23 protein-coding genes are annotated in these 21,213 nt (G+C 63.8%); 14 read left to right on the top strand and 9 right to left on the bottom strand.

Translation table 11 applies throughout. The features are described from left to right. Positions 1–272 precede the first annotated feature (272 nt). Positions 273–1,814, bottom strand: a complete 1,542-nt coding sequence (locus tag AC0IZJ_RS09805; protein ID WP_471849070.1) for a hypothetical protein — start codon at positions 1,812–1,814, stop codon at positions 273–275. A gap of 205 nt (positions 1,815–2,019) precedes the next feature. On the opposite strand from AC0IZJ_RS09805, the gene AC0IZJ_RS09800 reads away from it, so the two are divergent. Next, positions 2,020–3,207 carry a hypothetical protein gene (locus tag AC0IZJ_RS09800; RefSeq protein WP_471849068.1) on the top strand — a complete coding sequence of 396 codons (1,188 nt, stop codon included), beginning with the start codon at positions 2,020–2,022 and terminating at the stop codon, positions 3,205–3,207. A 481-nt stretch (positions 3,208–3,688) separates the two neighbouring features. On the opposite strand, the gene AC0IZJ_RS09795 is transcribed toward AC0IZJ_RS09800, so the two are convergent. Beyond that, positions 3,689–3,979, bottom strand: coding sequence for a helix-turn-helix domain-containing protein (locus AC0IZJ_RS09795; RefSeq protein WP_471849066.1), 291 nt, complete (start codon positions 3,977–3,979; stop codon positions 3,689–3,691). 111 nt (positions 3,980–4,090) lie between these two features. On the opposite strand from AC0IZJ_RS09795, the gene AC0IZJ_RS09790 reads away from it, so the two are divergent. From AC0IZJ_RS09790 to AC0IZJ_RS09755, 8 genes are all read left to right on the top strand, one after another. After that, positions 4,091–4,744, top strand: a complete 654-nt coding sequence (locus AC0IZJ_RS09790) for a hypothetical protein (protein ID WP_471849064.1) — start codon at positions 4,091–4,093, stop codon at positions 4,742–4,744. A gap of 266 nt (positions 4,745–5,010) precedes the next feature. Then, positions 5,011–5,196, top strand: a complete 186-nt coding sequence (locus AC0IZJ_RS09785) for a DUF3606 domain-containing protein (protein WP_471849062.1) — start codon at positions 5,011–5,013, stop codon at positions 5,194–5,196. A gap of 4 nt (positions 5,197–5,200) precedes the next feature. Further along, positions 5,201–7,846 carry a DNA ligase D gene (gene ligD, locus AC0IZJ_RS09780; protein ID WP_471849060.1) on the top strand — a complete coding sequence of 882 codons (2,646 nt, stop codon included), beginning with the start codon at positions 5,201–5,203 and terminating at the stop codon, positions 7,844–7,846. 11 nt (positions 7,847–7,857) lie between these two features. Beyond that, on the top strand, positions 7,858–8,082 hold the full coding sequence (locus AC0IZJ_RS09775; protein WP_471849058.1) for a hypothetical protein: 225 nt from the start codon (positions 7,858–7,860) through the stop codon (positions 8,080–8,082). Between the two features lie 171 nt (positions 8,083–8,253). After that, entirely contained in the window at positions 8,254–8,499 is a 246-nt protein-coding gene (locus AC0IZJ_RS09770; RefSeq protein ID WP_471849057.1) for a hypothetical protein, read from the top strand. 263 nt (positions 8,500–8,762) lie between these two features. Further along, positions 8,763–9,140 (top strand): DUF3703 domain-containing protein, encoded by a 378-nt coding sequence (locus AC0IZJ_RS09765; protein ID WP_471849055.1) that lies wholly within the window; start codon positions 8,763–8,765, stop codon positions 9,138–9,140. Between the two features lie 23 nt (positions 9,141–9,163). Next, positions 9,164–9,877, top strand: a complete 714-nt coding sequence (locus AC0IZJ_RS09760; protein ID WP_471849053.1) for a thiol:disulfide interchange protein DsbA/DsbL — start codon at positions 9,164–9,166, stop codon at positions 9,875–9,877. 6 nt (positions 9,878–9,883) lie between these two features. Next, on the top strand, positions 9,884–10,075 hold the full coding sequence (locus AC0IZJ_RS09755; protein ID WP_471849051.1) for a hypothetical protein: 192 nt from the start codon (positions 9,884–9,886) through the stop codon (positions 10,073–10,075). 14 nt (positions 10,076–10,089) lie between these two features. On the opposite strand, the gene cadR is transcribed toward AC0IZJ_RS09755, so the two are convergent. Further along, positions 10,090–10,539 (bottom strand): Cd(II)/Pb(II)-responsive transcriptional regulator, encoded by a 450-nt coding sequence (cadR, locus tag AC0IZJ_RS09750; RefSeq protein WP_471849049.1) that lies wholly within the window; start codon positions 10,537–10,539, stop codon positions 10,090–10,092. Between the two features lie 84 nt (positions 10,540–10,623). Here cadR and AC0IZJ_RS09745 point away from each other — a divergent pair, with 84 nt between their 5' ends. Continuing rightward, positions 10,624–12,552: a cytochrome c/FTR1 family iron permease gene (locus AC0IZJ_RS09745; RefSeq protein ID WP_471849047.1), complete on the top strand. Its 1,929-nt coding sequence runs from the start codon at positions 10,624–10,626 to the stop codon at positions 12,550–12,552. Positions 12,553–12,577: 25 nt separating this feature from the next. On the opposite strand, the gene AC0IZJ_RS09740 is transcribed toward AC0IZJ_RS09745, so the two are convergent. The 5 genes from AC0IZJ_RS09740 to AC0IZJ_RS09720 all read right to left on the bottom strand — a co-directional run bounded on the left by AC0IZJ_RS09740 (position 12,578) and on the right by AC0IZJ_RS09720 (position 18,087). After that, positions 12,578–13,159, bottom strand: coding sequence for an MAPEG family protein (locus tag AC0IZJ_RS09740; protein WP_471849045.1), 582 nt, complete (start codon positions 13,157–13,159; stop codon positions 12,578–12,580). Next, positions 13,119–13,787, bottom strand: a complete 669-nt coding sequence (locus tag AC0IZJ_RS09735) for a helix-turn-helix transcriptional regulator (protein ID WP_471849043.1) — start codon at positions 13,785–13,787, stop codon at positions 13,119–13,121. The genes AC0IZJ_RS09740 and AC0IZJ_RS09735 overlap by 41 nt, the downstream gene beginning before the upstream one ends. A gap of 130 nt (positions 13,788–13,917) precedes the next feature. Beyond that, positions 13,918–14,412, bottom strand: a complete 495-nt coding sequence (lspA, locus tag AC0IZJ_RS09730; RefSeq protein WP_471849041.1) for a signal peptidase II — start codon at positions 14,410–14,412, stop codon at positions 13,918–13,920. Beyond that, positions 14,402–17,458, bottom strand: coding sequence for a heavy metal translocating P-type ATPase (locus AC0IZJ_RS09725; RefSeq protein WP_471849039.1), 3,057 nt, complete (start codon positions 17,456–17,458; stop codon positions 14,402–14,404). Before AC0IZJ_RS09725 ends, lspA begins: the two co-directional genes overlap by 11 nt. An 8-nt stretch (positions 17,459–17,466) precedes the next feature. Beyond that, positions 17,467–18,087, bottom strand: a complete 621-nt coding sequence (locus tag AC0IZJ_RS09720; RefSeq protein WP_471849037.1) for a cation efflux transmembrane domain-containing protein — start codon at positions 18,085–18,087, stop codon at positions 17,467–17,469. Between the two features lie 137 nt (positions 18,088–18,224). Here AC0IZJ_RS09720 and AC0IZJ_RS09715 point away from each other — a divergent pair, with 137 nt between their 5' ends. From AC0IZJ_RS09715 to AC0IZJ_RS09705, 3 genes are all read left to right on the top strand, one after another. After that, a complete protein-coding gene (locus tag AC0IZJ_RS09715) occupies positions 18,225–19,130 on the top strand; it encodes a sterol desaturase family protein (protein WP_471849035.1) in 906 nt (301 codons plus the stop codon). A gap of 169 nt (positions 19,131–19,299) precedes the next feature. Further along, entirely contained in the window at positions 19,300–19,581 is a 282-nt protein-coding gene (locus tag AC0IZJ_RS09710; protein ID WP_471849033.1) for a hypothetical protein, read from the top strand. 45 nt (positions 19,582–19,626) lie between these two features. Next, entirely contained in the window at positions 19,627–19,755 is a 129-nt protein-coding gene (locus AC0IZJ_RS09705; RefSeq protein WP_471849031.1) for a hypothetical protein, read from the top strand. 129 nt (positions 19,756–19,884) lie between these two features. Here the strand turns inward: AC0IZJ_RS09705 and AC0IZJ_RS09700 are convergent, their stop codons facing one another. Further along, positions 19,885–20,778: a hypothetical protein gene (locus AC0IZJ_RS09700; protein WP_471849029.1), complete on the bottom strand. Its 894-nt coding sequence runs from the start codon at positions 20,776–20,778 to the stop codon at positions 19,885–19,887. Positions 20,779–20,878: 100 nt separating this feature from the next. Between AC0IZJ_RS09700 and AC0IZJ_RS09695 the strand changes: the two genes are divergently transcribed. Beyond that, positions 20,879–21,178, top strand: coding sequence for a hypothetical protein (locus AC0IZJ_RS09695; protein ID WP_471849027.1), 300 nt, complete (start codon positions 20,879–20,881; stop codon positions 21,176–21,178). Positions 21,179–21,213 lie beyond the last annotated feature (35 nt).

Here is a 21,213-nt window from a genome sequence, read left to right as displayed (position 1 = left end):
GCCGCTGGCGGAAGCCGACGCGGCGCGGGTCGAGCAGCAGGCACGAACGCCGCGACCCGCCGTGTCGCTGCCTGTCCTAGTGGTGGATGACAACGTCGATGAAGCCGAATAGCCGAATAGATCGTCTAGTTGGTGCGCATCATGGGCGTCGAGGTAAGCGTCGCACACGACGGCGCGCAGGCTCTTCAGCTCGCCGCGAACGGCAAATCGCCCGATCAGTCTTTCTCGACATCGGGTTCGTACTTGCGTGGCAGCCACGGCCCCTTCTTGCGTCAAGCCGCGCCGCTGGGGCGGGGTGTGTCGCATTGGAAGATAAAGACCACGATTGACGTTGGCAGCTCAGCACCTGGAAGCTGCCGCTCCACCACCTTGACGCAAGCCGACAAGTTTGTATTCGACGGGGACTCTGTCGGCACATCAAGCACCATGACACAACCCAGACCAGTGCCCGCCGCGTATGCAGCGGCTTGGCCAGTGGGCTTGTAGGTCTCATCGACGACTGTGTCGACCAGCGCCGGCCGCTGGTTCTTGCGAACTTTGAGTTCGACAGGCAGATCGCCGAACAGGATGTCGACGTTGCCCCCGAAGCGCTCCGGCTTCTTGTAGACCACGTCGCCGAACTGCTCCCGAAGGCGCTCGTAGAGGATGGGCAGGAAGAAGTCATCCTCCATCTTTTGGTAACCGCTGGCCTCGTGCTGTTCAAGCCACTGCCGGGCAGGCACCTTCAAAAAGCTCGGCTCTTCCAGGCAGTAAGAAACGCGTCGCACCGCCCAACTCGCGAAAAGGGCGAACTCCTTCTCCAACTTCGGCTTGCCCAGAAAGCTGAGGTTGGCCTGGAGCTTTCGGACCACGTCCTCGTACAGCTTGAGCTGCACCTCCGTCATTTGCGCGCGCGTCTGGGGTGGCAGCGCGCAATAGGCGGCGCCAAATATGTTGCTGACCGCTGGACGTCGTACAGAAAACTGGATGTCGACCTGGTCGACGTGATCTACCGGACTGATGATCTTGACTTGCTCAATGTCGAGCTCGCCCTGGACGGCCAGCAGGAATGGCAAGACCGCCTTTTCGCCTGCATCACCCGAAAGCGGCGTCGGCATGACGCCCTGGCCGCCGACGCCTTCGAAGCGCTGGATGACCCGCCTGAAATTGAACTCGCTAAGCAGAAAGCTCAAGCGCGTCTCCCCGGTCAATCCGCTGCGGTAGTCGAGGCGCTTGCGCAGATAACCCAACTGTTTGTCGATGGCGACCCAGGGCGCCGACAAATCGGTGACGCCCACCATCCTGCCGTAGAGCACTTCCGATAGCCGCAAGAAGTTCAGGACGTTGACCTTGAAGGCGTCAACGAACTTCTGACGACTCACCCACACGTTGAATATCGGCACACCCAGGCTGTCTTGCCCCGCCTGTGCGAACGATTCGATGGCCGGCGCCAGATCCGCACCGTCGCCATCGCGCAAGAATCCCAGCACGGTCTGCATCCTCAAGCCGAAAAAGCTTCCCAGATCGACCGAGTGCTTTGCTTGTGATTGCTGCAAGGCGTCCTCGAAGAGACTGCCAAACAACACCGAGAGTCCGGCCGCCATGTCGCGCTCGACCGGGTTCTGGCGGTGGACTTGTACTTCAGGCGTGGAGACAGCAGCTTTTATTGAGCCGGATACGAACATGTCCGCCAAACCGAACTCCAACACGACAGGGTCCGGGCCGCTGGTGTCAGCCAGTTTGGTCAAGAGCAGGCCGCTGAAAAACACCTCGCTCAGCTCCAAGAAGGGGAGCTTGAGCAGTTCAGCTGAGTTTTCGGCGCGCGCGATGGTCATCGAGGGGCTTCGAGGCTTGTCGAGCCCGTCATCCTAGTCCGCCCGCAGGCTGCCTTGCGAGTAGAAACGCCAGCGGACCGCCCAGCGAATGCATGGCGCGCCGACAGCCGCCAGGGATGAGAAGGTGATCTTTCACCATACGCAATTTCAAATGTTGCCAGGCACGCAGCTACCCTCGGCCCCCGTTCGACGAGCAGGTCATTCCATGACGAAGTTCTCCGCTAAGCGTTTTCTACTGGGCTGCATCGGCGCGGTGCCCAAGGCGGACTACACAACAAAACAGCAAGCGCTGGACACTGCGCAGCAAGCTCTGACGTCGGAATCCAATCAGTCAGCCAGCCTGGGGAACCAAGTCCAGCAGCTAAAGGCCATGCTGAGCGCCGCCCACTCAACCACCAACCAGGCCAACGCACAAATCAAGCTGCTGGACTGGACGCATCCCTATCGCGTTGAGTTCCTCGGACTGAGGAACTCGTTCAAGGAACTTGTTCGGAACACGATCAGAGTTTGGATGCTGTTCGGCAACGGGGTTCAGCTGGGCGTGCCGAGTCAGTTCAACGGCGGCATCAACCCCGCCGGCTTGTACTGGGCTCTGACCCACGCCTCGACCACTGCGAGTGAGGCCGTCAAGAGTCTCAAGAACGAGGATGCCATGACGGCCGACTTCGTGGCCGCACTGAAAAATCAGTTGGGCATTGCGGCCGACCTGATGGGTTCGCAGCTCGACGTCTATGCAAACTCGATCCAGGCAAACCTGAAGCCGGCGCTGAAAGAGATCTCTGTTGGCGCCGACCTGCTGCTCGTGGTCTCAGGGGAGGGACTGGTGCCGAACAAGGGAGTTCGGCTGCTTTGGGTGCAGTTCAAGCAGACCATGGATACCAACAGGCCGCTGGTTCTCGATGCATACCGCAAGCCCAACGCCGCGCAAACGACTCAGCTCGATGCGTTGCGCAAGACGCACGCACCTGACAGCGGCTCCTTCGGCATCTACGCCCTGGCTTCAATCGGGCACGAGTTCTTCGCATCGATATCCGTTGACGCGCTGAGCCACGTCGTACCGAAGACCGCCTCGACCTGCCAGATCGATCTTTCGCAGCAGGGGGTCCGCTTCCAGGAACTGGCCCTGGCTGTGACCAGCCAGCCTGGATACGGTGAGTTCTCGACCAGCGACGCGGTCATCAAGTATGTTGACGCGCTTGCCTCTCAAGCGGCGATCGTGCCGCTCGCGGTGTTGAGCGTCTCTTCCGGTCAAGAGCTTGTCTCCGCCAAGGATCTGGCTCGACAGATCAAGGCGGGGTGGGACCGCCGCTTGCGCGGCTACATCGCGACACTGACGCGGGACCAAAAGCAGCAACTGCAAATCGAAAACGACGGTCCTTCTCTGGGAATGTGACAGCAGCGGCACGATACGCTACGACGTGAGACGCGCAGATGGGGTTGCAGGTAACTACGTGCGCTGCCGCAGTCGGGCGGGGCCAGATCCACCCGCCAGTCGGCGCTGACCGGCGACTGGGCGGCAGGTGGTTGTGATTACGGTCGAACGGTTCAGCTTTCGAGCGAAGCGCCAGTTGTGGGAGGGGCGCGCAGCGGGCGCTCCACCCATACATGCAGTGCCTTGAATGCAGCGGGCGCGGGAGCGGCACGGCTGTAGTGGGTCGTATGCCAGCCCATGGCATCGAACGTGACCGACGCCGAGCATCGCCTCGCCGCGTCGCTTGTCGCCTTGGAAAAGTAGCCGTTGAGCAACGTCGGAGCGTCGTTGAACCCTGGCACGCAGTACCCCAGCATCATGCCGAAGGTGACCTGGGACCCGTATAAGCCAGTGACGAACCGGTTCAGGCCGTTGAGGCGGTACAGAGGGACCAGGGCGCTCTTCAGCGGACCCGACCACGAGACGGACGAGGTTGCTTATCCGCTCGCCCAGCCTTCTCGGGCAACTGGCCCGCAGGCTCAAACAACGCCCCAGGTGTCACTGCTAGGCTGGCAGCCAACGCATGAATCATGGTCAACGTCGGGTTGGCCAGGCCGGTCTCGATGCGGCTCATGTAGGTCCTGAACAAGCCGCAGCGCTCGGCCAGATCTTCTTGCGTCATGCCGGCGAGCAGGCGCATCTCCCTAATACGGGAGCCAAAAGCTTTCTGGGGGGAGTCCGCACGTGATGGCACGGACGGACTTTCCGGAAAGTACACTCATTCATACACACACTAATTCGCACATTTCAGCAGATGCTGACGGAGCCAGGTCTGCTCGTTCAGGTCAACACTCAAGGAGGATTCATGACCGCTTCTCGTTTTGCTTCAACGTCCAACGCTCCATGCGGCGGCCCGCGGGTCCGATACGGCGCGCTTGGGCTCGCGGTTCTCGGTCTCGTCGGGTGTGCGAACACCACGCCGACGCGTGAAACCAGCCAAGCCTACGTGATCTACGACGTGAAGGTCATCGATGTCCCGGCGTCCCGCATAACGGAGGCGGTGAAGGTTGGCCTGCAGAAGAACATGAGCGCCGTGCAGGTGAACAACGGCATCCCGCCTTCCCCGCTCCCGGCGAAGCCGCCCCGCTTCCAGTTGGCTTCACCCCTGAAGGGAACTGGCTTGGCCGCGCTTGCGGCGGCTTCGGGTCAGTCGCTGCAGGTTCCGACCTGCGAAGGTGCGATCATGACGGCCAACGGACGCGACACCTCGCTGTCGCAGTACGGTGAAGGGACAACGTTTTTCGCTTGCGTGATGCCCTACCAAGGCGGCTACTCGGTCAACATCTATTCAACGTTCACCAAGGCCTCGGGTGGTTTCAGCGCGGCATCCCTAGGAGCAGCGCTCGCGCGCACGGTGACGGGCGACTCCAGCCAATTCATCCCGCGTACGATCAACGACGTCGTCAGTGGCCTGAAGGCGACCGGCGCCACGGTCACACAAGTCGAGGCGTACCCTTGAGCAGCTGCTGTTGATGCGAACGCGTTCTCGCAAACCTACGTCCCGCCAAGCAAGATGTTAATAGTCCGGTTTCAGCCCTGCTCGAAGTTCTAGACGGCGCTGACATAGCGGCGACGGTGTTGTCACGGTCCGCAGCCAGGGGCACGTCTTCGGCCGAGCCTTGTTTGATGCGTCGGCGAACAGGTAAATACTGTCGCGTCGTTGTCCGACAGCCAGTCCGAGACCCCCGTCTTACCGTGCAGATCTCTTCGCTGAAGGAGCACTTCATGGCAGACGACAAATCTCAGGCAGGCGGCCAGGATCGAAAGCGCATCAACCTCAATGAAGACTACGAGGTCCGCGATTGGTCGAAGAAGTTCGGCGTAACTGCGGAGCAGCTGCGCCAAGCCGTGGCGCAGGTCGGCAGCCAAGCCGATGATGTGGAGCGCCATCTGAAGGGCAGCAAGGGCTGAAGCCATGGGCACGGCCCAACGCGCGCCGTCGCGAACGGCAAAAGCTGCGGCACCTGCGAAATCGGCAGGTAAGACGGCAGCCAGCGCTGGCCGGGAACGCGCCAAACAGGCGCCAGCCGATGTGCCTCTGGCGCGCTACAACGCCAAGCGGGACTTCAGCGGCACGGCAGAGCCCGAAGGACGTGTGGCGCGCAAGGCGAAGGACGCCGCCCTGCGCTTCGTCATCCAGAAGCACTGGGCGTCCCGGCTCCACTACGACTTCCGCCTCGAACTTGACGGGGTCATGGTCAGTTGGGCAGTCCCCAAGGGTCCGAGCTACGACCCGGCCAGCAAGCAGATGGCCATCCACGTCGAAGACCACCCGATCAGCTACAACACCTTCGAGGGCGAGATTCCCAAGGGCCACTACGGCGCGGGCACGGTGATCGTCTGGGACCGGGGCACCTGGACACCGGTGGGCGACCCGCGTGAAGGGTTGGCCAAGGGCAAGCTGGTGTTCGAGATGCATGGCGAGAAGCTCGCAGGCCTGTGGGAGCTGGTGCGTATTTCCAAGCCAGGCGAGAAAAAGCAGGATCAGTGGATCCTCTTCAAAAAGCGGGGGGACGCCTGGGCGCGCCCCATCGCTGATTACGACGTCATCACCGCGCTGCCCGACAGCGTCGTCGAGAAGCCGCTGGGCCTGATCGAGGAACGTGAGCCGCGCGTGACGGCCGGGGCGCCTTCAGCCCCAACATCCGGCCCCGACTTGAGCAAGGCGGTGAAAGCGCGCTTCCCGGACAAGCTCGACCCGCAGCTGGCCACGCTCACTGCGGCCGCACCGGCAGGCGGCTCATGGGTCATCGAAAACAAGTTCGATGGCTACCGCGCCATGATCAAGATCGTCGAAAGCAAGGCCCGCATCCTCACGCGCGCCGGCAACGACTGGACATCCAAGCTCGCATCCCTTGCCGAAGCCATCGAGTCCATCGGCATCGAGCAGGCCTGGCTCGATGGAGAGATGGTGGTCCTCAACGACGCAGGCGTGCCGGACTTCAACCGTCTTCAGAACGCCTTCGACAACACACGCACCAAAGACATCGTTCTCTACCTCTTCGACGTGCCATTCCTTGGCGACACCGACCTGCGCGCCGTCCCCCTCCGCAGCCGGCGCCTTGTCCTGAAGGAACTGTTCAAGGAACCCGCCACGGATCGCGTCCGCTTCAGCGAGGAGCTGCCATCCTCACCGATGGCGGTGCTCAGCGCGGCCTGCCAACTCGGGCTCGAGGGCGTGATGCTGAAGGCTGCCGAGTCGCCCTATGTGTCCAGTCGCAGCGACACCTGGCTGAAGCTCAAGTGCCAGCGACGCCAAGAATTCGTAGTCGTCGGCTTCACAGACCGTACCAACTCAGCCCGTGAAGTGGGCGCGCTGCTGCTGGGCTACTACGACGACGACGGCAAACTCAGGTATGCGGGGTCCGTTGGGACCGGCTGGTCGTCGACGCAAGGACGGGAACTCCACGATCAGGTGGTCAAGCTCGAGTCCAAGACCCCGTCTGTAGAGCCTGAGGAGACCAAGCCGGGCAGGTGGTCCAAGCGCGCCAAAGGCACTGAGCGGTGGGTCCGCCCAGAAATGGTGGTCGAAGTGGCGTTTGGCGAGTGGACACCCGACGGCAGCGTGCGCCATGCGACGTTCCGCGGTGTGCGCACCGACAAGGATCCGCGGTTGATCCGTCGTGAGCAGGCTGCGGCGCCGCCGGCAGTCCAGCCGGCAAGCAAGCCAGCCAGCCAGCCGCGCACTGCCGTCAAGATCACGAACCCCGACCGCGTCATCGATCCGTCGACTGGCCTGCGCAAGATGGACTTGATTCACTTCTACGAGGGAATCGCCGACCGGATCCTGCCGCATCTGAAGCACCGGCCGGTTTCGCTGGTGAGAGCGCCTCAGGGCATCGCGGGGCAGCTCTTTTTCCAGAAGCATTCCGATGCCAAGATTCCCGGCATCACGGACCTGGACCCCGCGCTGTGGCCAGGGCATGAAGCTCTCATGTCGGTCGACACCGTCGACGGCCTGATCAACGCGGCGCAGCTCAACGTCGTCGAGTTCCACACCTGGAATTCCACCTCCAGGCGGATCGATCAGCCCGACCGCGTCGTCTTCGACCTGGACCCAGGTGAAGGTGTGAGCTGGGCTCACGTGCAGGAGGCGGCTGTGCTGACCCGGACCATGCTGGAGCAACTCGGCCTCGCCGCCTGGCTCAAGACGAGCGGCGGCAAGGGGTTGCATGTCGTCGTGCCGCTGGCGCCGAAGCTCGACTATGAAGCGGTCAAGGATTTCTCCCGCGCAGTGGTGGCCCACATGGCCAAGACGATCCCACAGCGTTTCGTTGCCAAAAGCGGCGGCGGCAACCGCATCGGCAAGATCTTCATCGACTACCTGCGCAACGGTCACGGACAGACGACGGCCGCAGCGTTCTCCGCGAGAGCGCGTCCTGGGCTGGGTGTCTCCGTACCGATCAGTTGGGAGCAGCTTGGGTCGCTGAAGAGCGGCGCCCAGTGGACGATCACGACGGCCCGCGAATACCTTTCCTTCGAGAAGGAGGACCCGTGGCGCGAGTACTGGAAGAGCCGGCAGACGCTAACTGCGGCGAGGAAGCTACTGAAACCGACCTGACAGGCGACGAGATGGATCAACAGCACCCCTATCGCGGCAAGATGATCCTGGCGCAGGCGCGACCAGAAGGTCCCGATTTGTACCGGCCGGCGTACGCGGTCGCAGAGACAGCCGACGCGCAGCCCGAGCACAGTGAACTGGTCGACCAGTTGTGCGAAACAGCGACGATGGCCTTTGCGCGAGCTCGAGAGGCCGGCGAGGCCTGGGTGGATGCGCATGCAGACCCAGCCGCCTGAGGCCGGTCCATCGGCGGGTGTTCAATACGCCATGGCCGATGAAACAACCGCCCGAGAGGCTTGGCTCTGGCAGACCGAGGAGCGAGCGCGACGTCCCTTCGCGCTGCTGCACCTGAGTTCTCACGGCTTGCTGCTTCAAGTCGACGTCCGGCGCGCGTTCCTGGCTGGCGCGTGGCTTCAGTGATCGTCATGGCTCAAGCGGTCATCGAGGCCACGCTGCGCGACCTGCATTTCAAGGAATACGGTGCCAAGGCCAAGGAGCTGTTCTTCGGGCAGGAAGACCTCGAGCGGCTGAGGACGCTGCGCAATCACCTCTTGCATCCCAATGAGCCGGGCACGCCATCGGTGCGTATTCCAGCAGTGTTGAGCAGTGTGTTCGACACACTGAGCAGCGTGTCCACTGGTCATGACCAGTGAGCGATTGCTGTGGCGCTGAACCCGTAGGCCCGAACGTTCGGTTTGACCAGTATTTGCAGGTCGGTAGCGCATGGCCTTGTCGACGCCCCGCCGGGCGCGCAGCGCCCGGGCCCTTTCGATGCAGGCCTAACGCACGGTGCCAGGCGATCGTGAACGGCCCGAGGGGCGCCCCCTTCACCGTGAAACTGCTTGACTCTGGAGCGGCTACAGGGATTTCAATCCAGTCATGAACTGGCGACCGTCGCCGCCTGAAAGGATCTCCTGTGACCCACTTCTCTCAGCGCATTGCGCCACACGTTGATCGCGAAATCGCCGCGGCCCGGCGGCTTGATGCTGCAGGCGAGGCCGGCGCCAGCTTCGCCCATCTTGAGCGCGCCCATGTGCTCGGGCAGGCGTCGACGTTCCACCACGTCAGGGTGCATGTGCTGATGCTTGTCTGGGCGATGAAGCACCGCGTCTGGAAAGAGGCTCGAGGACAGGTGCTCCGCATCGTCGGTGCAGCAACGAAGACGGTCTTCGGTTGGGTTCCGACCGGCAACACGGGTGGCGCCAACATCAGTCCGTTCAAGCCGCTGCCAATCGCGCCTGATCTGGCTCGCACCATTGAGGCTTCAGGTGGCTCAAGCCGTCGCTCGGTCTGATTCGGCAGCCGTGCCGGACAAGCATGCAGCTTTTCCTTGACTCTGTAGTCGCTTCATGGTCGACGATCGGCCAGTTGGAACTCTCGAAGTTGAATATGGACCGCCGCAAATTCTCCAAGGTTGCGATTGCCACCTCGCTCGCCTCACCGTTCGTTGCCCACGCGCAAGAGCGACCCGTTGCGGGGAAACACTATTCAAGCGTTTCTCCGCGCCAGCCGACGCGAGACCCCAAGCAGATCGAGGTAGTGGAGTTCTTCGCCTACAGCTGCGAACACTGCTTCATGTTCGAACCGGCGCTGGAGGCGTGGCACAAGCGCCTGCCCGCTGGCGTCGTGCTCCGCCGCGTTCCCATCGCCTTCCGAGAATCGTTTGCGACGCACCAGAAGCTGTTCTTTGCCATCGAGCAGCTCGGCCTCGTCGACCAGCTTCACGGCAAGGTCTTCACAGCGATCCACATGGGCAAGCAACGGCTCGACAAGCCCGAAGGCATTGCCGAGTTCGCGAAGAAGAACGGGGTCGAGCCTTCACGCTTGGTGGACGCCGCCAACTCGTTCGCCGTTGCGGCGAAAGCCAAGCAGGCCAACGCGCTTGCCACGGGGTATGGCGTGCAGGGCACGCCGTCGCTGGGTGTCGATGGACGATGGCTCACCTCTGGCTCCATGACCGGCTCGAACGAGCAGGCATTGGCCGTGGCGGAATTCCTGATTGGCGAGGCAAGGCGCGCAGTCAAGACCTGAGTGCCCATGCGCTGGCTCGAGCGGCTGCCCGAGGCCAACCCGGTTCTATGGAAGTACATCCTCGTCACTTCGGCTGCGTTCATGGTTGCTGCCGTGGTTCTGCTCGCGTACTACTTCCACCAAGACAGCGTTAAGCGGCGCCGTCGGCGGGAGGAACGGCGTGAACAGCGACGCCGCAGCCGGCATCGCAAGCGGTAGCGATCCCCGCCAACTCAACGGCCATGAACTGACTTCAAATGCCCCCGCCGGTTCAGCGCGGAAGACTTCTTGGCCTCTTCTGCGAGGCCGGAGAGCACGCCGCATTGCTCGGCGGGACGATCAGAACCGCAGCGCTGCCTCAAGGCCTTGAGCTGCTGTTCGAGCGACTTCAGCTCCTTGATGCGTTTGGAGACGTGCTCGATGTGCTCCTCAAGCAGCGCGTTGACGTCATTGCAAGCCTCCTCGGGCTCGTCCTTGAACCGCAGAAGCACGCGGATCTCGTCGAGCGACATGTCGAGGCTGCGGCAGTGACGAATGAACTGCAGGCGGTCGAGATGTGCTGGCTCGTACAGCCTGAAATTGCCGCCCGACCGCGCGGCCGCCCGCAGTAGACCTTCCCGCTCGTAGAAGCGGATGGTCTCGATAGCGGTATCCGTGGCCGCGGCAAGCTCGCCGATCTTCATGAAAAGTCGTGTGAAGTCGATGGGAGACTTGACTCTAAATCTACTTCAGGCATTCAAATTGCGGCTGAACAAGAATCATTTTCAATGAAGCACCTTCGTCCTGTACTTTTTCGCCTCGTCACCTTCGGACTCTTTTTGCTGACCGTGGTGTCCAGCCACGCTGACGCGCCTGAGCCCGCCGTACGCCAGTTGTGGCAGCTGATCGACTACGTGGGGGTCGACTACAGCGGCGCCGTCAGTAATGGCACCGTGGTCAGCGCGGCCGAGTACGCCGAGATGGATGAATTCGCCACCCGCGCGCTGGAGCAAGCCAGGCAGTTGCCCGACGCCGCCGGCAAAGCCGAACTGCTCACAGCAGCGCAGCGGTTGCGCGAGGCGGTGACCCGCAAGGAGGAGCCCAAGTTGGTCGCAGAGCTGGCTCGGCGCGCAGCCGGCCTCCTGCTGGCGGCCTATCCGGTGCCCGTGGCGCCCAGAAAGTTGCCGGAGATAAGGCTGGGCCAAACGCTGTACCAGGCGCAGTGCGCAAGCTGCCATGGAGCCTCAGGCAACGGTGACGGGCCCCTTGCGCCGAGCCTTGACCCCAAGCCAATCGCCTTTACCGATCGCGAGCGGGCCGCCACACGAAGCCTGATGGCGCTGTATCAGGTGGTCAGCCAAGGCGTGCCCGGGACCTCGATGCCGGCGTTCACCGCGTTGTCTGACGATGATCGTTGGGCGCTGGCGTGGTACGTCGGGACGATGGCGAACGGTGACGCTGCCCGCCAGCGCGGTGCGGCGCTTTGGCAGAGAGATGCGCGCGCCAAGACCGCGATGGCGAATCTCGCGGAGCTCACGACCCAGACCGAGGAAAGCCTGACGGCTTCTATGGGCGCCAACGATGCGCGGGACCTGATGGCCTACCTGCGAAGTGACAGCGCTGCGCTGGCAACTGCGAACGGCGGCGTGGCCCTGGCTCGCGCGAAGCTTCAGGAAAGCCTTGCAGCTGCCCGCGCCGGCAACACGCCTGAGGCAACCCGGCTCGGCTTGTCGGCCTATCTCGACGGGTTCGAACCCTTGGAGCCCAAGCTGTCAGCGCGCAACAAAGCATTGATGACGCAGATCGAGTCGGGCATGTTGGCCTACCGTGCGGCACTCGGCAACGGCCGGCTGGCCGATGCAGAAACCGCCGCAACGCGACTTGACGGTCTCTTCAGCCAAGCGGAAAAGGAGCTGGAAGCCGGCGCATCGGACGCTTCGACGACGTTCGCCGGCGCGCTGACGATCTTGCTTCGCGAGGGGGTCGAGGCGCTACTGATCGTCGTCGGCATGATTGCGTTCCTGCGCAAGGCCGGCCGAACGGACGTGCTCCCCCATGTGCATGCGGGATGGGTATCGGCGCTGGGGGCTGGCGGCCTGACCTGGGCCATCGCCACCTACGTCGTCGGCATCTCCGGCGCCAGCCGCGAAGTCACGGAAGGCTTGTCATCGCTTTTCGCTGCGGTGGTGCTGTTGGCGGTCGGTCTGTGGATGCATCAGAAGAGCAGCGCAGGGCGCTGGCAGGCCTACCTTAAGGAGAAGATGTCGTCGGCGATGTCGCGCAGCTCGGCCTGGGCGTTGTTTGGCCTGTCGTTCATCGCGGTGTACCGCGAGGTGTTCGAGACGGTGCTGTTCTTCTCGGCACTCGCAGTAGACGGCCACGAGGGCGCTTTGCTGGGCGGCCTGGCGTGCGGGGTCGCTGCGCTGGCAGTGATCGCCTGGCTGCTGCTGCGCACCAGCGCTCGCATGCCCATCGGCAAGTTCTTCGCGGTCAGCTCCATCGCCGTGGCTGTCATCGCCGTGATCCTGGCCGGCAAGGGCATGAGTGGCTTGCAGGAGGCGGGCTGGGTGTCAGCCAACCCCATCCCCTGGCCCCACGTTCAGGTGTTGGGGATCTACCCCACTGCCGAGACCGCAATCGCTCAGGTGGTCGTGTTGCTCATCGCCCTCGCCGGGTTCAGCATCAACGCGGTGCAAGCCCGACGGTCTGCTGCTTGAACTGGGACGCATGCGGCGCGCCCCTTCAGCTCAGCAAGTCACGCCCGATCAGGTAGATCGCCCAAGCGAAGGCGGCCACTGTCGGGAGGGCGGTCGTCGCCATGCCGAAGCTCCGTGCACCCGCGCCCTTCGGATATCCCTGCAAGAAGGCAATGCGGCCAATGCCAAACAGCAACACCGCCGCCGGAATAAAAAACAGTGAGGCACCGGACACCAGGGTGGCAAGCGCCAGGTGTGCTCCTACGGCAAGGACGACCTGCTCCAGGGTGTTCTGGAGAAACGCCACCTTGATGGCGAGCGCAGGACTGGGAGCTGAGAAGGCCGAACCCCGATTGTCGTCAGGTGAACGGTACCGTCCCGACGACACCATGCGGACGGCGACCAGCAGCCAGACCAACACCAAAAGGTCGGCTTGGACTGCGAAGGCGATGCGTTCGGCCAGCGCCTCGGGCGGCTGGAAGAACCGTGGCAGCAACCAGCAGGACGCTGTGACCACCGCCGCGCACAGCAAGGCAGACCATGCGGCACTCCGCAGGATGCGTCGCTGCTCGGCGACCAGGTCGACCTCACCCGACAGCGTCACCCTGTTGCGAACGGTCTTTGACATCGAGGGCTCCTGACCAGTAGCTTATCGGTGGGCGGGCGGTGTCAGTGCACACGATGTGGGCGCTGCGCAGCGGTGCCGGGGGTACCCCGAACGTGGCGACGAACGTGCGACTGAGGTGGGCGCTGTCCGCGAAGCCGGCGAGATGCGCTGCCTCGGTGAGCGTGGCGCCGGTTGCAAGGGTGCGCACGGCACGCTGCAGGCGCAGCCACCGGACGAACGCCCGGAACGAAAGACCTGACGCCTCACGAAACCAATGCATGAAGTGCGAGCGCGAGAGCCCAGCGGCGGCAGCCGCGTCCTCGACACGTACCGGGGCCTCCAGCGCCTGCTCAAGCCACTCAAATACCGCCGGCCAGCGCCCGGACTGCCTTGGGAGGGGTCGTTCGTCTGGCGCTCCTGATGGAGGCTTCTCAAGCCAGTCCGTCAATTCGCCTTCCAGGGCGGTCGCCTGGGTGGCGGTCAAGGCTCGCACATGAGGCTTCGAACACAACGACGCGTCGCCGGTCAGCAGGCTTGTGTCGACGAACAGCATGCGAACGGGCTGAGCGGCCAGGATGCGGTGCGGCACGCCGGCGGGCAGAACATGGCCAGGCGCATCCAGCGTGCCCCAGGCACCTTCGACTTTCACGGTCCCCGTCGGGCACCACGCCAACTGGGAAGCCTGGTGCCGATGGGGGCGCCCAGGCAAGACGGGCCCCACGTAGACACCCCATCCCCGGCCGATGCTCAACAGCGGGCGGTCGACAAGCGCCCCAGCATCAGGCATCCGTCTGTCGAGCTGGCTTCCTGCGGAAAAGCTCGAGCGCCACTAGGAGAACCGCGCCTGCCGTGATGCCGATGTCCGCGATGTTGAAAGCCGGCCAGTGATGCGGACCCCAATGCAGGTCGATCCAATCGACGACGGCGCCCCGGCCGATACGGTCGAACATGTTGGCCAACGCGCCTCCCAGGATCAAGCCAAAGCTGATCCGCTCAGCGTTCGAGGTTGACGCACGGCGGAGCATCACGATGAGAAACGCCGAGGCTGCCAGCGCAATCGCGATAAAGAAGTAGCGTTGCCAGCCGCCCTCGTTGTGCAAGAAGCTGAAGGCGGCGCCACGGTTCAGCACATGCACGATGTTCAGCACGGGCGCCAGTTGATGTGTCGCCCCGAAGTCCACCGTCGCGACGATGGCCGCCTTGGTCGCCAGATCCGCGCCGAGAACCGTGGCAGCAAGCACAAAGCCCCGCCGAGCGCCGCGGTCAGTCTGCATGGCTTCGACCTTCTGGCTTGGAACCGCCAAGGAGCCGCAGCCCATTGAACACGACCACCAGGCTTGCGCCCATGTCGGCAAGGATGGCCAACCAGAGGCTCGCGTGGCCGGTGAAGGCAAGCACCATGAAAATGACCTTGGTCCCGATCGCGAAGGCGATGTTGGCCTTGAGCACGCCGCCCACGCGGCGCGACAAGGCGATGAACTCCGGCAGCTTGCGCAAGTCGTCCTGCATCAGCGCCACGTCGGCCGTCTCGATGGCGGTGTCGGTGCCGGCCGCGCCCATCGCAAAGCCGATGTTCGACTTCGCCAGGGCCGGTGCGTCGTTGACACCGTCTCCCACCATGCCGACGGGACCTTGGGCTGCAAGCTTCTCGATCGCTTCGAGTTTGTCCTGAGGAAGCAGGTCGCCGCGCGCGTCGGTGATGCCCACCAGCGCAGCCACGGCCGCGGCGGTCTTGGCGTTGTCACCCGTCAACATCACCGGCTCCACGCCAAGTCGTTTGAGCGAGGCGATCGCCTCCTTGCTGCTGTCCCGCACGGTGTCCGCCACTGCCAGCACGGCGAGTGCGACCTGGTCAGTCGACAGCACTACGGCAGTTTTTGCCTGCGCTTCCAGCTGTTCAAGTTGAGCCTTGACTGCCTCTGAAGCGACGCCCAACTCCGTGGCCAGGCGCTGGTTGCCGATGTAGTAAGTCTGACCAGCAATATCGCCTTTGACGCCGCGGCCTGCCAACGCCTCGAAGTTCTGGACATCGGCGTGCGGCTGATCTCCATAGGCTCGCACGATGGCCGTGGCCACGGGGTGCTCAGACAAGGCGTCGATGCTGGCGGCAATGTGGAGCGCCTGCGCGGGCGACAGGTCGCCGATGGGCAAGTTGTCCGTCAACGCGGGGCGGCCATGCGTCAGCGTGCCGGTCTTGTCCAGCGCCACCGCGCGCAGCAGGCGCCCCTGCTCAAGGTACAGGCCACCCTTGACCAGGATGCCTCTGCGAGCCGCTGCAGCGAGGCCGCTCACGACCGTGACCGGCGTTGAGATCACCAAGGCGCACGGGCATGCGATGACCAGCATGACCAGCGCCTTGTAGGCCCAGTCGAACCAGACGCCGCCAAAGAACAAGGGCGGAATCACGGCGATGCCCACAGCCAGCGCAAACACCACCGGCGTGTAGATGCTCGCGAACTGGTCCACGAAACGCTGGGTGGGCGCGCGTTGGCCCTGCGCCTCCTGCACGGACCGCGCAATGCGATCCAGCGTGGTGTTGCCCTTGCGTGAGCGCACTTCGAACTCGAGCGTGCCACGTTCGTTGATCGTGCCTGCGAAGACGGTGTCGCCGACCTGCTTGGCCACCGGCATGCTCTCGCCCGTGATCGGAGCCTGGTTGACGGCGGACGATCCGGATTGGACGACGCCGTCCAGCGCGATGCGCTCGCCCGGGCGCACCCGCACCAGGGCGCCCAACTCGACGGTCTCGGCCTTCACCTCTTCCCAGCGGCCATCCGGCTGCTTGACCAGGGCCGTTTCTGGCGCCAGTTCCATCAAGCTGCGGATCGCATTGCGAGCGCGATCAAGGCTGAGCGCTTCAATCATCTCGGCGATGGCGAACAACCAGATCACGACGGCGGCTTCCGGCCACTGTCCGATGAGCGCTGCGCCGATCACGGCGATCGTCATCAGCAAGTTCATGTTCAGGGACAGCGTCCGCAGCGCGATCCACCCTTTCTTAAGGGTGTCGACGCCCCCCAGTGCTATGGCCGCCAAGGAGGCGCCGATCACGGGCAAGGAGGACTCACCGAGGCCGGCGAATGCCATGGCCTCAGCGCCAAGCGCAAGGACGCCGGCGGCCCCCATCTTCAGCCACTGTCTCTTCGAGATGCCAGAACCGAACTCGCGGGTGACCGATGGCGCCGGCTGGCTGCTGTCCTGCAGGACGGGCGACATGCCCAACCGTCCGATGGCTGCCGTGACTGGCGCCAGGTCGCCCAGCGTATGGGCGACGGTCAGCTTGCGGCTCAGGAGGTCGAACTGCAGGGCAGTCACGCCTGGCAGCCCTTCCAAGGCCTTGCGAAGCAGTGCCTCCTCGGTGGGGCAGTCCATCTTTTCGATTAGGTAGATGGCCTGGCCCTTGGGACTCGCGCCCGCCTCGCGCTCGACGGTGGCTTTCATGCCGATGTCGCGCAGTGCGTCCAGCACCGGCGCGGGGTCGCCCAGGCGGTGCTGAACGGCCAGCCGGCGGTTGATGAGGTCGAAGTCGAGTTGGTCGACGCCCTCCACGCGGCCCAAGCGCTTGCGGATCAACGCTTCCTCGGTGGGGCAGTCCATGTTCGTGATGACGAACTGGGTCGTGTTCCCGGTGGCGGCCGGAGATGGCGTCGTTGTCGATGTGCCACATGGGCGACAAGCTGATATCGCGTTGTCAGGAGGCGGCACTTCGGCGACCGGCTTTGCGGCAGGCGCATCCACCGCCTCGGCCGGGCGGGCATCCATGCCGATCTCGCGAAGGCGCGTGAGGATCGGCTCAGACGAAGGCAGGGTGTGAGCCACCTCAAGCCGCCGTGCTGGCAGGTCGAAGGACAACCCTTTCACGCCGTCGAGCCCTTCGAGCCCGGCCCGGATTGCCTTTTCCTCGTTGCGGCAATCCATGTTCGCAACGGTGAACGCCGCCGTTGATGTGGCGACACGAACGGCGCCGCAACTGGATGCGCATGAAGTACCGCAAGACGATGAGGTATCCGCGTCGGGACTGACCTCCAAAGTCGCTTTCATGCCGATGCCTGTCAAGGCGTCGAGCAGCGGCTGAACCGTGGCGAGGGTGTGCACGACAGTGAGGCGACGCTGCGGCAGATCGAACGCCAAGGACTCGACGCCGGGGATCTCGGCGAGCCGTGCACGGATCGCAGCCTCCTCGTTGCGGCAATCCATGTTCGGAATCTTGAAGGAGGTGGCGCTGCCGGCCGAGCTGGCGCCAGGGGGGTGTTCTTGAGCGGTCATGTTGCGTCCGTTGATCTGCCGTGATTGCACACCCTGTAGCGAGTAGAGAGTCAAGGCTTGTGTTAGTCGTCGTGATCCGCAGCTCCTGAGGCTTCCGACAGGATCTCCCTACCGCCGTTGGCGGCGATGCCGCAGACAACCAGTCCGAGCACCAGGTCGGGCACGTTCGAGCCCCACCACATGACCATGGCGCCGGACAGGACGATGGCGAGATTCACGATCGAATCGTTGCTGGTGAAGATGGCCGACGCCTTGAAGTTCACATCCTCGCCCCGGTGCCGTTTGAGGAGGCGCAGGCACACGAGGTTGAGCGCTGCGTTGATGGCGGCCATGACCATCATGGCCGGGCCGAGCGGTGGTTCGCCACCAAAGAACCGGCGCAACACCTCGACGAGCAGGAGCACCGCCAAGCCGATCAACAGCCAGCCCGACAGCCGGGCCGCACGAACCTTGATCGTTGCCGAGCGACCAACGGCGTACAGGCTGACGCCATAGACGCTGGCATCGGCAAGGTTGTCGAGCGCCGCGGCGATGACAGCCGTGGAGGACGCCACCAAGCCGACCGCGACGCCAGCGATGCACTGGCCAAGATTGATGAGCAGCACCTTCCACAAGATGCTGCGGTCCGTCGCCTTGTTCGCATCCAGACCTGATCCTTCGTCGTCGGCTTGTTTCTCGGTCATCGCAGTCCTTTCCGTGCTGCAGGCGATTTCACAACCTGTAGTCGGTGGAGTGTCAAGCGCAACGCAACAGCCCGTTTGTTCAAGCCGGACGCAGACCGCGTGACGAGACTGCTCGCAACCGATAGCCGGAGATGAAAATGAAGCGACTCGTCAGGTTTGGCGCCTATCCCCTGACCATGGCACTGGTGATTGCGGGTCTCGCGTGGGCCGGCCGGCAGAACTACACGTTGGCGTGGCTGGCTGTGTTCGCGGCGTCGGGCATGGCCGCCGTCGCAATCTTCGAGCGGCTGTTGCCGTTCGAACTGCATTGGCAGAGCGCGGACCGTGACTTTCCGGCCGACGTTGCCCATGCGATCGTCAACTTGCTGGTCATGCATGGAGCGATCCTGGGCTTCGCCGTGATGCGCGGCCAGCTCGGGTGGAGCAGGCTGTGGTGGCCGTCGGACTGGCCGTTCCTGGGACAGGTGTTTCTGGCGAGCCTGCCACTCGATCTGTCCCTCTACGCCGTCCACCGCCTGAGCCACCGATACGGCTTCCTGTGGCGCATGCACAGCATCCATCATTCGTCGCGCCGCCTGTACTGGCTCAACGGTGAACGTCGGCACCCGCTGCATGCCGCGCTCATGGCTGGTCCAGGGCTGCTCGTTCTTGGAATCTTGGGTGCGCCGGCTGCGGTCGTCGGCGGGTGGTTTGTCATCCTTGCCGTCCACTTGGCGTTCCAGCACGCGAATCTTGACTATCGCGTCGGAGCGCTGCGCTACCTTTTCGCGGTGGCGGAGGTTCATCGCTGGCATCACCGCGAGCGCTTCGAGGATGCGCAGGTCAATTTCGGCGAGTTCTGGCTGGTCTGGGATCACCTGTTTGGCTCCTTTCACCGACCCTCGCCACCGCTTGGTCCGGTTGGCATCGAGGGCGATCCTGTGCCGGCGAGCTATACCGCCCAGTTGGCGTTCCCGTTCAGGAAAACTGGACCAAAGCCGTCGGATTCATGGAACCAAGCATCTGGAGCGGGGGCTATTCATCCGCTCCCGCCGAGGGCATGACGAGGGGCTGCGCCAGCATGCGGCGCAGCCATGGCTGATCCGTGCTGCACCCTTGCCGGCCCGTCGAAGGTTGCGCAGAACGTGCACCCATGCCGAAAACACTCGGCCACCCAAAATCAGTCATAACCCCTGACCCCCAGCGAAGTCAGCCCGGGAATATCATCGAAAAATGCGCAAGCTGTTTGCCGTCTTTCTGGTGCTCTTCGGTTGCCTGACCTTCGTTGGGCAAGCGGTCGCGAGCACGTCGGCCGGCTACAGCGATTGCTGCCTTCAGGGCTGCAAGGGTATGGTGCATTGCGCCAGCGCCGCCTGCCAAGCGTGCGCGGCGCCACAGCCCGCACCCGCACCGCGGGCGATGGTCGCGCATCAGCCGGACGCGCCGCATTGGCCGTTGGCCAACACGTCCTTCGACGCTGGCCCGCGTCGCCAGCCGTGGAACCCTCCCGATTAGGTTGACGTCTGCATCGCACGTACATCAACCATCGAAAGGACATCCATGAAATCCAAGTTCATCAAGATCGCCGCTGCGGTCGCTCTGATCGGCGGCTCTGCCGCAGCCTTCGCCGCTCAAGCTTGCTGCGACGACATCGCCTGCTGCATCCAGCAGTTGCTGTGCTGCCTGTAAGGTCTCATTGAAGTGAGTCTGGGCCGGCTTCATCGCCGGCCTTTTTGATTCGCGAGCATCAGTGCCTGCAAAGACCCCAAGGCTCGCCTGTACGGCGAGAGCGGGCTCGTGACATGTCATCAGCCCATGTCACCTGAACTTCGAGCGGGTCTTGATACGGTCGATCAGCCGCATGGGTTGCGACGGCGCCAGTGCAGGGCCTGGGGGAGCTGGTGGCTCCACGTCTGAGTCTGAGCGTTCGATCATCCGCTTCAACAACGCCTCCACCTCCCGAACCCGCCCGATCTCCACATGCCCGTGCTTGGCGCGCAACTCGTTCGTGAAGAACACCATCTCCTGACGACGGTCAGGCCGCAGGTACACCCAGCGCTTGAGCGTCGTGTCGATGAGCATGAACAGCTCGTCAGCCAGTGGCGCGACGATGGGCAGTTCCGCCACCGCCGGCTGCATGCAGACATAGGCCTGCCAAGCCAGGTCGCGCAACTCAGGCGAGGCGATCAACTGGGCCTTCGTCATGAGCAGCGTGGTCGCCTGCAGCCCATCAAAGCCGGCCACCTCCACGAGCCGGTTCGCACATGCTGCGTCGAAAGCGCGCGAGCGCAGGTGGCCCGTCGAAGACCGCACCGGTTCGAACAGGAGTGAAGCAACTTCCGGGGCGAGGCTTGCCATGGCTTCATCCACCCACCGGGCATCCACCTCATCCTGGCGCAGCAGTGCCTTCATCGGCGCGTCGAAATAGGCGGCTGTGCCCGGATACCTCGCCTCCGCCAAGTCCACCGAACACGGCTGGTCGGGCTGACGCTGCGGCACGCGCTCTCCCGACTCGTAGAGATGCCACTTGCGAGACCGCTTCACGCCATCGGAGCCTTGACCCATCGGGCGCGCTTCGAGTTCCTGCTCAATGGCATGCGGCGACAACCCGGAATGAACCTTGACCGCAGAGACCCAAAGGCGGGTGAACAAGGCATCGACGGGATGCCGCTTCGGCCGCCCAGGGCGCGGCGGGAGGATGAACTGAGGCATGGGCCGAGCGTACAGAAATCCGTAATAACTGTCGGGTGGGCAAAAGCGTGACAGGCGGGAACACTGCGGTGCTGGCGGCATGTGTCGCCAACATCACCCGATGGACGCCGCCGACATTCCAGACCTCGAAACACTGAAGAAGCAACTCCGCCAGGACCTGGAGCGCATCCACGGGCCGCTCCTGGGCGGCCCGAAGCTGGTCGCCGCGCTGGGGCACAGCAGCGCTGCGTCGTTGCGCCAGGCGCGCCGGCGCGGTCGCGTGGCGGTACCGCTCTTCACACTGCCGAAGCGGCGCGGGTTCTTCGCGCTGACGCTCGACGTGGCGAACTGGCTGGCTGAGGCGCGGCTCACGGCCAAGGTCACGCACCCACCTTCACCCACCGCAGGAGAGTCCAGCTAGATCGACACCTGACACCACCATCCCGCCCAGAAACG

It is taken from the genome of Roseateles sp. AC306 (assembly GCF_979253795.1).
Note: the sequence above shows the minus strand (reverse complement) of the source record. Positions and strands in the feature narration are given on the sequence as shown.